12 protein-coding genes are annotated in these 11,772 nt (G+C 65.6%); 3 read left to right on the top strand and 9 right to left on the bottom strand.

Going from position 1 to position 11,772, the window contains the following annotated elements:
• Positions 1–2 precede the first annotated feature (2 nt).
• Positions 3–725, top strand: a complete 723-nt coding sequence (locus tag PSUB009319_RS15630) for a hypothetical protein (protein WP_124383150.1) — start codon at positions 3–5, stop codon at positions 723–725.
• Between the two features lie 121 nt (positions 726–846).
• Complete coding sequence (locus tag PSUB009319_RS15625; protein WP_124383149.1) at positions 847–1,029, top strand: hypothetical protein; 183 nt, start codon at positions 847–849, stop codon at positions 1,027–1,029.
• A 12-nt stretch (positions 1,030–1,041) separates the two neighbouring features.
• Here the strand turns inward: PSUB009319_RS15625 and PSUB009319_RS15620 are convergent, their stop codons facing one another.
• From PSUB009319_RS15620 to hemA, 6 genes are all read right to left on the bottom strand, one after another.
• Entirely contained in the window at positions 1,042–1,665 is a 624-nt protein-coding gene (locus PSUB009319_RS15620) for a UbiX family flavin prenyltransferase (protein WP_124383148.1), read from the bottom strand.
• A gap of 19 nt (positions 1,666–1,684) precedes the next feature.
• Positions 1,685–1,996 carry a Grx4 family monothiol glutaredoxin gene (grxD, locus tag PSUB009319_RS15615; RefSeq protein ID WP_124383147.1) on the bottom strand — a complete coding sequence of 104 codons (312 nt, stop codon included), beginning with the start codon at positions 1,994–1,996 and terminating at the stop codon, positions 1,685–1,687.
• Between the two features lie 68 nt (positions 1,997–2,064).
• Positions 2,065–2,967, bottom strand: coding sequence for a peptide chain release factor N(5)-glutamine methyltransferase (gene prmC, locus PSUB009319_RS15610; RefSeq protein WP_124383146.1), 903 nt, complete (start codon positions 2,965–2,967; stop codon positions 2,065–2,067).
• 96 nt (positions 2,968–3,063) lie between these two features.
• Positions 3,064–3,432, bottom strand: a complete 369-nt coding sequence (locus PSUB009319_RS15605) for a hypothetical protein (protein ID WP_124383145.1) — start codon at positions 3,430–3,432, stop codon at positions 3,064–3,066.
• 164 nt (positions 3,433–3,596) lie between these two features.
• Entirely contained in the window at positions 3,597–4,679 is a 1,083-nt protein-coding gene (gene prfA, locus PSUB009319_RS15600) for a peptide chain release factor 1 (RefSeq protein ID WP_124383144.1), read from the bottom strand.
• A 109-nt stretch (positions 4,680–4,788) separates the two neighbouring features.
• Positions 4,789–6,096, bottom strand: a complete 1,308-nt coding sequence (gene hemA / locus PSUB009319_RS15595) for a glutamyl-tRNA reductase (protein ID WP_124383143.1) — start codon at positions 6,094–6,096, stop codon at positions 4,789–4,791.
• Positions 6,097–6,326: 230 nt separating this feature from the next.
• Between hemA and PSUB009319_RS15590 the strand changes: the two genes are divergently transcribed.
• Positions 6,327–6,569 carry a GlsB/YeaQ/YmgE family stress response membrane protein gene (locus PSUB009319_RS15590; RefSeq protein WP_124383142.1) on the top strand — a complete coding sequence of 81 codons (243 nt, stop codon included), beginning with the start codon at positions 6,327–6,329 and terminating at the stop codon, positions 6,567–6,569.
• Between the two features lie 30 nt (positions 6,570–6,599).
• Here PSUB009319_RS15590 and PSUB009319_RS15585 read toward each other — a convergent pair whose 3' ends face one another.
• From PSUB009319_RS15585 to PSUB009319_RS15575, 3 genes are read right to left on the bottom strand one after another with little or no spacing between them, the layout of a single operon-like run.
• Positions 6,600–8,558 carry a response regulator gene (locus PSUB009319_RS15585; protein ID WP_124383141.1) on the bottom strand — a complete coding sequence of 653 codons (1,959 nt, stop codon included), beginning with the start codon at positions 8,556–8,558 and terminating at the stop codon, positions 6,600–6,602.
• Between the two features lie 26 nt (positions 8,559–8,584).
• Positions 8,585–9,052: a response regulator gene (locus PSUB009319_RS15580; RefSeq protein ID WP_124383140.1), complete on the bottom strand. Its 468-nt coding sequence runs from the start codon at positions 9,050–9,052 to the stop codon at positions 8,585–8,587.
• Between the two features lie 33 nt (positions 9,053–9,085).
• Positions 9,086–11,377 carry an ATP-binding protein gene (locus PSUB009319_RS15575; protein WP_124383139.1) on the bottom strand — a complete coding sequence of 764 codons (2,292 nt, stop codon included), beginning with the start codon at positions 11,375–11,377 and terminating at the stop codon, positions 9,086–9,088.
• Between the last annotated feature and the right edge of the window lie 395 nt (positions 11,378–11,772).

Genomic DNA, 11,772 nt, shown 5'->3' with positions numbered 1-11,772 from the left:
GCATGACCTGTTGGACGCGACGCGCTACGGCCACCGCTGCGCTTGCCTTTTCGACCTCGTTGCTCGCGCCCGTGGCGTTTGCCGCACCTCCTGCCAAGAATGCGCCCAAGGCCGCGGCGCCAGCCAAGGCTGTGCGCGACCCAGGCGACGTGGCGGTGCTGCTTGACGCTTTCCCACTCGGCAAGCCGTTGCCCAAGCTGCCCTCGTGCGAGGACGTGCGTGCAAATGGTGGCAAGGATGTCGCTGAATACTGTTCCGACCCACTCGAATCGCACGGCCGTACGCGCTCGCTGGGGGTGCCACAGGCCAAGCGCCCCGAGTTGATGGATGGGCCGCAAGCCGTGCTGCTGATCGACCAGGATGGCAACACTGCCGGCATGTTCGTGCCCACGCGCGGGGTGGATACCGAGCAGCGCGTCTTCCAAGCGCTGTCTGATCGCTATGGCAAGCCCGCGCAGGAAGGCAAGGCGCCGCTGAAGCTGAAATCCGGCAAGACGGTGGATTCGTTGCGCGCCCGCTGGGCGGGGAATCAGACCATCATCACGATGTATGCGATTCCCGAAGAGCCGCAGAACGGCACCGTGGAATTCCTCTGGGCGCCACGCGCCAGCGCGGTGATGGACCAGATGCGCGCAGAAGTAGACCCGAATACGCCCAAGCCGGATGCTGCGTCCGGCACGGCGGCCTCCGCGCCCGCCGCAGGCAAGCCGGCGCCCAAGCAGTGAACTTACGGACACATGTTCGTAGTCTTCCGTTACACCGCTTACACTCGCATGACGCCGACGTCGCCCGCGCCGGCTTATAACGTCCGCATGGCCTCATTCGCGGGGCCAAAGGACGCTAATCATGAAAATCGTGGCTTTGGCCTCGCTTCTGGCCCTGTCGGCCGCGACGCTTGGAGGATGTGCGGTGTATCCGGCACCGGTGGCCGTAGCGCCGGCACCGATCTATGCAGCACCGGCGTATCCGGCCTACTACGGCGGCTACTGGGGCGGGCCGTCGATGTACTTCAACTACCACCACCGTTGATCGTGTGACTGTTTAGTCTGCTGCGTGCAGTCCGGGCCAGTCCGGTGCTAGCGTCTGCGGCAAGCCGAGCAGATCCAGCACGCGCCCGATGGTGTGGTCGATCAGGTCGTCGATCGTCTTGGGGCGCTGGTAGAAGCCCGGCACCGGGGGGAAGATGATCCCGCCCATCTCGGTGACGGCCGCCATGTTGCGCAGGTGCGCCAGATTGAGTGGCGCTTCGCGCACCATCAGGATAAGGCGGCGGCGCTCCTTCAGGGTCACGTCGGCGGCGCGGGCGATGAGGTTGTCCGACAGGCCGTGCGCGACGGCCGCCAGCGTTTTCATCGAGCACGGCGCCACCACCATCGCTTCGGCCCCAAACGAGCCGCTGGCAATGGTGGCGCCGACATCACGCACGTTGTGCACCACGTGCGCCAGCGCTTGCACTTCTTCGCGCGCCATCTGCAGCTCGTGCTGCGCGGTCATCAGGCCCGCGGGCGACATCAGCAGGTGCGATTCCACACCCGCGGTTTCACGCATCTCCTGCAGGGCCTGCAGCAGCCGTACGCCGTAGATTGCCCCCGACGCGCCCGTAATCGCCACGATAATGCGGCGCACAGGGGGCGTCTTGGCCGTAGCGCTCAGGGTAGAGGTCACGCTGAAACGAGAACGTAGCTCAGGCAGCCAGCAGCGGCTGCAGTTCGCCGCTCTGGTACATCTCCATCATGATGTCCGAGCCGCCGATGAACTCGCCCTTGATGTAGAGCTGCGGAATGGTCGGCCAGTTGGCGTAATTCTTGATGCCCTGGCGGATTTCATCGTCTTCCAGCACGTTGACGGTGTGAGGCTGGTCCACACCGCAGGCCTTCAGGATCTGGATGGCGCGGCCCGAGAAGCCGCACATCGGGAATTGCGCCGTGCCCTTCATGAAGAGGACAACAGGGTGGCCTTTGACGATCTGGTCGATCTTTTCGTGCGTGGTGCTCATGGGGAGACTCGATTTGGTGAGGGGCGGCAGCCGGGTTTCCGAGCTGACATCCACATTGGAAAACCCGACTATTTTAGCGAGGAACGCGCACCGGCGTTTTGATCCAGCCACTGCCCGCCGCTGCAGCGGTCGTGGCCGGCCAGGTCTTGCGCGGTGAAGACGTTGGCGAAGCCGGCGCCGCTCAGCAGCGCGCGCACGGCCTCGCCCTGGTCGTAACCGTGTTCGAGCAGCAGCCAGCCGCCGGCAACGAGCCGTGCTGGCGCCCCGGCGACGATGCTGCGCAGATGGCGCAGGCCGTCGCTGTGGTCGGTGAGCGCGCTGGCCGGTTCAAAGCGCAGGTCGCCCTGGCTGAGGTGCGTATCGGCGGCGGCGATGTAGGGCGGGTTGCTGGCGATCAGGTCGAAGGCGGGCGGTGCATCGGCTTCGGCCAGCGCGCCGTACCAGTCGCCCAATGCCGCATGCAGGTTGGTGGCGCCCAGCGTTTGCGCGTTGTCCATCGCCACGGCCAGCGCATCGGCCGATGCGTCGGTGGCCCACACGCGAGCGTCGCGTCGCGCCAGCGCGATGCTGACAGCGATGATGCCGCTGCCGGTGCCCATGTCGAGCACGGCGGGCGTATCACAGTCTTCGATGCGGTCCAGCGCTTGTTCGACCAGCAGTTCCGTATCCGGGCGCGGGATCAGTACGGCCGGGGTCACCTTGAACGTGCGGCCGAAGAATTCACGCTCGCCCAGCAGGTAGGCCATCGGCTCGCCCGCCAGGCGGCGCGTGGCGAGTTCGCTGATCTGCGCACGTGCGGCTTCGCCGATGGCGTAGCTGTCTTGGGTGATGAGTTGCACGCGCGACAGCCCGGTCACGTGCGAGACCAGCATGCGCGCTTCCAGCGCAGGCATGCCAGCGCGCGCGAGCACGGTCAGCGCGTCGGCCACGCGAGCGAATGTTTCGGGCGAAATGACGGGAGCAGACGGCACGGCAACAGACCAGCAACAAAGATCGGGCGCACAAAATAACACGGGCCCGGCCAATGTGGCGCGGGCCCGCAAGCGGGTCGGTGCGAAGGGTTGCGCTTATTGCTTGGTCGCGTCTTTGACCTTGTTGGCTGCATCCTTGGTGGCAGCGGCGGTCTTGTCGGCAGCCACCTTGGCGGCGTCGGCGGTCTTGTCAGCCGCCTCCTTGGCGGCATCCTTCGCCTGCGACAGCGCGCCGGATGCGGAGACCTGCGCGTCTGACGCGGCTTGCGAAAGCTCCACCTTGGCGGCGTCGGCGGCCTTGCTGACGGCCGTGCCGGCGTTGTCGAGGGCCTGCTTGGCGGCGTCCTTCGATTGCTCCATCGCGCTCTTGGCAGCCTGGTCGGTGGCATCGTCCTTCTTGCCGCAGGCGGCAAGGCCGAGTGCGAGGGTGGTAGCGACAGTGATGGCCAGCAGTTGGGTACGCATTGCGATTCTCCTAATCGTGATGTTGTCGCGCTTGTTAGTGAGTGCTACGCACTCGGCGTGATCGAGATCGATTATAGGAACGAGGGACCCGTACGCCACTGCGCAAAGCTGTATCAAACGCAAGCGGATGTTACGGCGCGCGCGCTTCTTAACGGCTAACGCGATCAGACGTCTTCGCCCAGCGCGGCGAGCTGTTCCGCCTGATGCTCTGCAGCCAACGCGCCTACGAGTTCCTCAATGTCGCCGTCCATGATCGCGTCAATCTTGTAGAGCGTCAGGTTGATGCGGTGATCTGTTACGCGGCCCTGCGGGAAGTTGTATGTGCGGATGCGGTCGGAGCGGTCGCCCGAGCCGATCAGGCTCTTGCGCGCGCTGGCTTCCTTGGCCTGCGCTTCGCGCTCCTGGCGGTCCTTCAGGCGCGCGGCCAGCACTTGCATGGCGCGATCTTTGTTGCGGTGCTGGCTGCGGTCGTCCTGGCACTCCACCACCAGGCCGGTCGGCAGGTGAGTGATGCGCACAGCCGAATCCGTCTTGTTGATGTGCTGCCCGCCCGCGCCCGACGCGCGGAACGTATCGATGCGCAGGTCGGCCGGGTTGATCTGAATGTCGGCCAGCGCATCGGCCTCGGGCATGACCGCCACGGTGCAGGCAGACGTGTGAATGCGCCCCTGCGCCTCGGTGGCCGGCACGCGCTGTACGCGGTGGCCACCCGACTCGAACTTCAGCCGCGAATACGCGCCTTCGCCCACCAGCCGCACGATCACTTCCTTGTAGCCGCCCAGGTCTGACGGCGATTCGCTCACGATCTCCACCTGCCAGCGCTGGCGTTCGGCAAAGCGCGTGTACATGCGCAACAGGTCGCCCGCGAAGAGGGCGGACTCATCGCCGCCCGTGCCCGCGCGGATTTCCACAAAGATGTTGCGGTGGTCGTTCGGGTCTTTGGGCAGCAGCAGGCGCTGCAGTTCGCCTTCAAGCGACTCCATGCGCGCGCGCGCGGCGTGGAGTTCGTCTTCGGCAAACGCCTTCATGTCGGGGTCGGCCAGGAGTTCCTGCGCGGTGGCGATGTCGCCTTCGGCTTGCTTCCACGCCGCGAATTGCGCGACCACGGGTTCCAGCTCGGCGTGCTCACGCGTGAGCTTGCGGTACTGGTCGAGGTTGGCGGTGGCGTCTTCACGCGCGAGCAGCGCGTTGATTTCAATGATGCGCTCGGCCAGTTGGTCGAGCTTGGACAGCATGCTGGGCTTCATTCGGGCAGTCGCGGAGGGAAACGCTGGAAGCGAAGGCGGCGCATGATACCGCGCCAGAAGTTGCGCGCCGCGCATCAAACCATGCGGCGCACATGCGACGCGGCGGCCGCTAGCGCTCGGAGTGGCTGGACTGGCGGAACAGCGCCGGCAGCAGGTCGATGAGCTGTTCGCGGCCTTCGCCCTGTGCGTGGTTCAGCGCATGCGTCGGGCCGTGGAGGAATTTTTTGGTGAGCGCTTGCGACAGCGCCTCAAGCACGAGCGCCGGATCGTCGCCGCGCGCGAGCATGCGCTGGGCGCGTTCGAGTTCACCCTGGCGCAGTGTTTCGGCCTGCGCGTGCAGATCGCGAATCACGGGCACCACGCTGCGCGCGTCGAGCCAGTGCATGAAGTTCAGCACGCGTGTCTCGATGATGGCCTCGGCCTGCGCCACGGCAGCCTGGCGCAGCGCATTGCCCTCGCGCACGATGGCGCCGAGGTCGTCCACGGTGTAGAGGAACACGTCGGACAGGCGCGAGACTTCGGGCTCGATATCGCGCGGTACAGCCAGGTCGACCATGAACATCGGGCGGTGGCGGCGCTGTTTGATGGCGCGCTCCACGGCGCCCAGGCCGATGATGGGCAGCGTGCTGGCGGTGCACGAAACAACGATGTCGAACTCGGCCAGCTTGGTCGGCAGTTCGGCAAGCCGCACGGCGCGGGCGTTCAGCCCCTGGTTCGACAGCGATTCGGCCAGCTTCTCGCCGCGCTCCAGCGTGCGGTTGGCGATCACCACCTCGCGCGGTGTCTGCGCGGCGAAGTGGGTGGCGCACAGCTCGATCATCTCGCCGGCGCCGATGAACAGCACGCGCTGCTCGCCAATCGATTCAAAAATGCGCTGTGCCAGTCGTACGGCAGCGGCGGCCATGGATACGGAATGCGCGCCGATCTCCGTCGTGCCGCGCACTTCCTTGGCCACCGCAAAGGTGCGCTGGAAGAGCTGATTCAGGTACGTGCCGAGGGCGCCCGCTTCAGTGGCGGTGCGCACGGCGTCTTTCATCTGGCCGAGGATCTGCGTCTCACCCAGCACCATCGAATCGAGCCCGCTGGCCACGCGAAACGCGTGACGTACAGCCAGCGATTGACCGAGCGAATACACATGCGGCGCGAGTTCGCCCGCGTCGATATTGTGATGTTGTGCCAGCCAGCGAATCGCATGCTCGTGCGCGGTCTGCTCGGGCAAATTGCCGTCGGTGGCGCAGTAGATTTCGGTGCGATTGCAGGTGGAGAGGATGGCCGCTTCAGCCGTGCTCTTGAGGTGCGGCAGATGCTGACGCAGCGCGCCCAGTGCGGGCTTGAGCTGCTCGAGCGGAAACGCCACCTTCTCGCGCAGGGAAAGCGGCGCCGTGTGGTGGTTAATTCCGAGGGTCAGCAACTGCATGTGGGGCGGCCGGTTAAAAAAGGAACGGCACGAATTTTGAGCACCCTGGATTATAGCGCCCGGCCTTGATATGAGCAGGAACTAGGTCAACTCCTGTGGCGTGTGCGGACGAATGTTAACTATTGGTCACGTGTGAAGCGGTGCGCCGCCGTGGCCTTCCACACCGTCCTGCGCTAAGGTACGCGTCCAATTGAGTCGGTTACGGGCAATACAGAATACGGAGAACAGGCATGGGGTGGATCGGGCCGCTGTGGATCGGGCTGGCTGTGGGTGTGGCAGCGCGTTGGTTGCATCCCGCAGGCAAACGCCTGGGGTGGCTGGCGGCCTTGCTGACGGGTGGGCTTGGGGCGTTGGGTGGTTACTACAGCGGCCAATTCGTCCATCTGTACGCCGACGGGCAGATCATGGCGTGGACGGCCGCCGTGGTGGGCGCCATGTTGCTGCCCGCGGCTTGGGGCCTGTTGCGTCGCTAGGCCGACTGCACCTGCGGCATTCTGGCGCGGTCAGCCCGTGCCCACGCTCGCGGTTCGCGTATCGCGCGCGGCCAGGTAGCTGGCCAGCAGTGTTTCCAGCCGCTTGAAGTCCACCGGCTTGGTCAGGTGGTCAGTGAAGCCCGCTTCGCGGCAACGGGCGATGTCTTCTTCCATGCCATAGCCAGTAATTGCGATCGACGGGGCGGCCTGCCGCTCGGCAAATACACGCACCACGTCCAAGCCGCTGCCGTCCGGCAGGCCGATATCGCTGATCAGCAGATCAAACTTGTGCGATTCAGCGGCTTGCATGGCTGCGCGCGCGCTATTGGCCGTGGCGACGGTGTGGCCGAGAATCTCCAGCATCTGCGACATGGCTTCGGCCGTATCGGCGTTGTCTTCCACTAGCAGCACGTGCAGGCCGTGCGCCGGTTGCTCGCGTGGCATGGGCGGCGACGGCGGTGTCTCGGGCTGCGCCATCTCGGCGGCCAGCGGCAGCGTGAGCGTGAACGTGGCGCCCTCGTGGCGGCCGGCGCTCTCGACAATCAATGATCCCTCGTGCTTCTGCACCAGCGCATAGGCAATCGCCAGGCCCAGGCCCAGGCCGCCAAAGCGCTGCGTGATCGACGCATCGGCCTGCTCGAACGCCGAGAAGATGCGCGGCAGCGCGTCAAGTTCGATGCCGATGCCGTTGTCCTTCACGGCCACGGCCACGGTGGAGGACGTGGGGTTCCAGACGCGCACCTCGATGGCGCCGCCTTCGGGCGTGAACTTGACCGCGTTGCGCACCAGGTTCCAGATCACCTGCTGAATGCGCGCGCCGTCGGCATACAGCCGGCTGCAGCCTGCCTCGAAGTGCGTCTTGAGCGAGAGCCGCTTGCCTTGCATGTCGTTACGCGACATCTCCAGCGTGCTCTCCAGCAGCGGATACAGGTCGACCAGGGCAAAGCTCACTGCCAGCTTGCCGCGCGCAATGCCCGTGATGTCGAGCAGGTCGTCGATCAGGCGCGCCTCAAGCTCGGCATTGCGGCGGACCACCTCCAGTTGCGCGACCGCGTAAGGCGGCAAGTCGCGGCGCAGTTCCAGCAAATGTACGGCGGTCAGGATCGGGGTGAGCGGCGTGCGCAGCTCGTGCGAGAGCACGGCGAGGAAGTGGTCCTTCGCGTGGTTGGCGGTCTCGGCTTCTTCTTTGGCGCGGCGCAGGGCATCGGCGGCCATGCGCTCTTCCGTGGCGTCGCGGATGATCTTGGAGAACCCGAGCAGTTGGCCGGTCTCGTTGTGGATGGCGGTGACCACGCTTGATGCGTAAAACGGCGTGCCGTCTTTGCGTAGCATCCAGCGGTCGTCGGTGAGGCTGCCTTCGCGGCGCACGCGTTCGAGCTTGCGCTGGAATTCGCCAGCTTCGCGCGCGGCTTGTGGATACAGGATCTCGGCCGATTTGCCGAGAATTTCCTCGCGCGCATAACCGAGAATGCCCCGCGACGCCGCGTTCCAGGTGCGCACGATGCCTTGCGGGTCGAGCGAGAGCACAGCGTGCTCCTTGAGCGCGTTGATCAGCAGGCGAAAGTGCGTTTCCGCTTCACGCAGCGCAGCTTCGGCGGCAATGCGCTGGCGGCGCTCGGCAGCTTCGGCCAGCGCGCGCAGCAGCACCACGGGCAGGCGCTGCAGGCGCTGCTTGATGACGTAATCGGTGGCGCCGCGCTTGAGCATGTCCACCGCGTGCTCCTCGCCCAGCGCACCTGACACGAAGATGAACGGCGTTTGCGGCGCCATGCGGCGCGCAATGTCCAGCGCCTCCGTCCCCGTGAACTGCGGCAGCATGAAATCGGCCAGGATGGCGTCGAAGGTGCGTGCGCCGAGCTGGGCGACGAAGTCGGTTTCGTTGTCCACGAGCACGGTATCGGCGATCAGGTTGGCGGTTTCCAGGCGGGCGCGCGTGAGTTCTGCGTCGAGCGGATTGTCTTCGACCAGCAGCAGTTGCAGATTGGACATGGGGGCGGATGCTCCGGAGAGGGCGGCTAGCTCGACGGCAGCAAGGCACGGCGGGCCCGGGTCGAACCCGGCGGCGGTTCGTTGAGCACAGCCCAGAATACGCCCAGATCGGCAATCGCATCGACAAACGCTCGGAACTCCACCGGCTTGACCACATAGGCGTTGACACCCAGCTCGTAGCTGCGCAGCAGGTCGGTTTCTTCGCGCGACGAGGTGAGCATGACCACCGGCAGGCTCTTGAGCGTGGGGGTTGCACGAATCTCGGCCAGCACTTCCAGACCATCGACCTTCGGCAGCTTCAGGTCGAGCAGCACCACGGCCGGATTACCCGGCACGCGCTGCGCGTAGAGATTGCGCGCGTGCAGGTAATCCAGCGCTTCAGCGCCGTCGCGGGTGACGACCACATCGTTGGCGAGCTGGCTGCGCTCCAGCGCCAGCAAGGTCAGCTCGAGATCGTTTGGGTTGTCTTCAACGAGCAGGATGGGTTTGAGCATGGTGACAATGAACGTGGAAAGAACGATCAGGCATCAGGCATCACGGCTGACAGGCTCGGGCGGCGGCGTCGGCCTTGGACTCTCCAGTGGATCGGGCACGCGTGGCAGCGTGAAGGTGAATGTCGCACCCCGGTCCAGCTCGCCCTCCGCCCAGGTACGGCCGCCATGGCGCTCGATGATGCGCCGGACATTGGCCAGGCCGATGCCGGTGCCCTCGAATTCGTCCATGCGATGCAGCCGCTGAAATACCCCAAACAGCTTGGCCACGTATTCCATCGAGAAGCCCACCCCGTTGTCGGCAATGCGCACGATGGTTTCGGCGTCGGTATGTTCGGCGTTGATGTGGATGCGCGCCGGGTTACGGTCGCGCGTGTATTTGACCGCGTTGGAGAGCAGGTTGCGCACGGCCAATTGCAGGAAGGCCGGGTCGGCGCGCACCACCGGCAGCGTGGCGATGTCCCATTCAATGTGGCGGCGCCCCTGGTCGACGCTCAGGTCACGCACCACGCCGCGCACGAGTTGCGCGAGATCGACATCCGCCACCCGCAGCGCGCCGCGGCCCATCTGCGAGAAGGTGAGCAGATCGTCGACCAGCTTGCCGGCAAAGCGCGATGACTCTGAAATCGTCTGCAGGAAGTGCCGCCCGCGTGCGGACACGTGGTCGCCTTCCATTTCGTCCAGCAATTCGGCATAGCCCGCGATGTGGCGCAGCGGCGCGCGCAAGTCATGCGAAACGGAATACGAGAACGCCTCCAGCTCGTGATTGGCGCGGCGCAGTTCGCTGGTCAGTTCGGCAGCTTCTTCGGCGTGGCGCAGCACGATGTTGAGGATGGCGTAGCGGAACTCCGCGGCGGTTTCCACTTCGCTCGTACGCCACGGGCGCGAGGTGTGTGCGATGTCCTCTTGCCAATGGCGCGTGCGGCCGAGCATGCGGTCCGTATCGCCCTGGCTTGCCAGGCCGGGCGCATCGCCGGCCCAACGCACGGTGTGCGTCGTTTCGGGGCGGAACCACAGCACATATTGACGATGCAGTTGCGAAATCTGCACCGCCAGCAGGCCGCTAACCTGTGGCAGCAGCGAGACGCCGTCCGGATAGACGGCAGCGAGGCTGTCGGTGTGGAAGATCTCGCCAGGGTGCTCGTTTGCCAGCCATTCGGTCAGGCGCAGGACCCTCTCTGCGTCGGGCGCCGCACCCACGCACAGGCATTCCTCCCGGCGCACGATGGCCGCGCCGCTGGCCGAGGCAAAGCGCAACAGATCGGCGGGATGTTCGACCAGGCCGTCCTGGAAGCGGTCGCGGTCGGCCGTCGCGGCCAGCAGGCGTACCAGAATGCGTCGCAGCTCCAGCCGGTGGGCGATCTCGGCGCGGTCCTCCTTGGCTTCAATCTGCAGCGACAGAATCTGCGCCAGGTGTTCACACGCCGTACGCACTTCAAACGACAGCGAGCAGGGCGTCGCGTGGTGACAGGCGATCAAGCCCCACAGTTGCCCGCGCACCGTAAGCGCCAGCGTGAACGAGGCCTTGGCGCCCATGCGGCGCATGGTTTCGCGCTGCGCATCGGAGACAGCGCGCAGGGCCGCATACGACAAATCCGTCGCCCGCCCGGTGGATGGGTGCAGCGGCGGCACCAGGCCCACGGGCGTGTCGTTGATGTCCGCCACCAGGCGCAACGGGTTGTGGCTATACAGGCTGCGCAACTCGGGCGTCATGCCGGCGCCGGGCAAGTGCGTGCTGATCAGCATGTCGTACGCCACGTCGCGCGCTTCGGCCAGCGCTCGCAACGAGCCACCGCGGTCGATGCGGTAAATCGTGACGCGGCCAAAGGTGCTCAGGCGGCGCACTTCGCGCGCGGCCAAGTCCGTCAACGCATCGACGCTGCTCACGGCCTGCAGGCTCGTGACGAAGGTGCGCACCAGCGGATACATCGACGCAAACGCCCCATCAGCTGCGTGCACTGCGGGTTCGAGTTCCAGAATCAGCGTGCCCTTGTGCCGGTGTACAACTGCATCGAGCACGTGGCCGTGCGGCGTGTGCAGGGTGCCGATGTACAGCGGGTGGTCGTCGATACTGTGGGTGGCCAGGGCGCTCTCCAGCGCCTCGTGGCCAGCCGTGCCGATCACACGGTCGACTGGCGCCTGCAGCGCGGCGGCGTGTGGCGTACCCAGCGTGGCCTCGAGGTTTGCGCTCACTTGGTGGATGCGCAGATCAGGCTCGGACAAGCACAGCAGCACCCCGCGCGATTGGATGGCGGCGTTGCTGCCAATGCCGGGCGAAGCGTCGATGTCGTCGAGTACGGACAAGGGCGGAGGCGATTGCGAACTCATGGCGTCGGGCGAGTGCGCTGTCCCAAGGGCTTGGCTGACGTGCTAAGGGGAGGCAGCGGGCTGCCCCGGGCGGAAGCAGCCTGCTGGGGTTCAGCGTATTCGTCGTAGCCCACGCAAGCGGCATGCCACACACGTGAAATCGAGACGGTGAGCCGCACGGCGGGGCGCGGGACTCGCTATGTGACCCGGCATGCATGTAAAAAAGTGATGTCAGATCGCCTCAACGTTGCAAGTCTCGCCGGTACGCGTTCGGCCTGTTGCATCGCATGGGCGTTTTTGCGCAAGGTGTTGTCGATATACCTTGGCTTGCTTGCGCTTCGTCCATAAAAAAAGGTTCATCGAGGAATTCCGGGGAAGGCGGCGCGGATCTTGAGGAAGAAGTATTCCTCGTCGCG

The sequence above is a fragment of the Ralstonia sp. SET104 genome (genome assembly GCF_003851545.1).
Taxonomy (GTDB): domain Bacteria; phylum Pseudomonadota; class Gammaproteobacteria; order Burkholderiales; family Burkholderiaceae; genus Ralstonia.
The sequence above is the reverse complement of the archived record's forward strand: the minus strand, read 5'-3'. Positions and strand labels throughout refer to the sequence as shown.

Bases quoted from the DNA above. Each gene is read 5' to 3' on its own strand.
- PSUB009319_RS15630 (WP_124383150.1), top strand. From the start codon at position 3: ATGACCTGTTGGACGCGACGCGCTACGGCCACCGCTGCGCTTGCCTTT.
- PSUB009319_RS15625 (WP_124383149.1), top strand. From the start codon at position 847: ATGAAAATCGTGGCTTTGGCCTCGCTTCTGGCCCTGTCGGCCGCGACG.
- grxD (WP_124383147.1), bottom strand. From the start codon at position 1,996: ATGAGCACCACGCACGAAAAGATCGACCAGATCGTCAAAGGCCACCCT.
- PSUB009319_RS15605 (WP_124383145.1), bottom strand. From the start codon at position 3,432: ATGCGTACCCAACTGCTGGCCATCACTGTCGCTACCACCCTCGCACTC.
- prfA (WP_124383144.1), bottom strand. From the start codon at position 4,679: ATGAAGCCCAGCATGCTGTCCAAGCTCGACCAACTGGCCGAGCGCATC.
- hemA (WP_124383143.1), bottom strand. From the start codon at position 6,096: ATGCAGTTGCTGACCCTCGGAATTAACCACCACACGGCGCCGCTTTCC.
- PSUB009319_RS15590 (WP_124383142.1), top strand. From the start codon at position 6,327: ATGGGGTGGATCGGGCCGCTGTGGATCGGGCTGGCTGTGGGTGTGGCA.
- PSUB009319_RS15585 (WP_124383141.1), bottom strand. From the start codon at position 8,558: ATGTCCAATCTGCAACTGCTGCTGGTCGAAGACAATCCGCTCGACGCA.
- PSUB009319_RS15580 (WP_124383140.1), bottom strand. From the start codon at position 9,052: ATGCTCAAACCCATCCTGCTCGTTGAAGACAACCCAAACGATCTCGAG.
- PSUB009319_RS15575 (WP_124383139.1), bottom strand. From the start codon at position 11,377: ATGAGTTCGCAATCGCCTCCGCCCTTGTCCGTACTCGACGACATCGAC.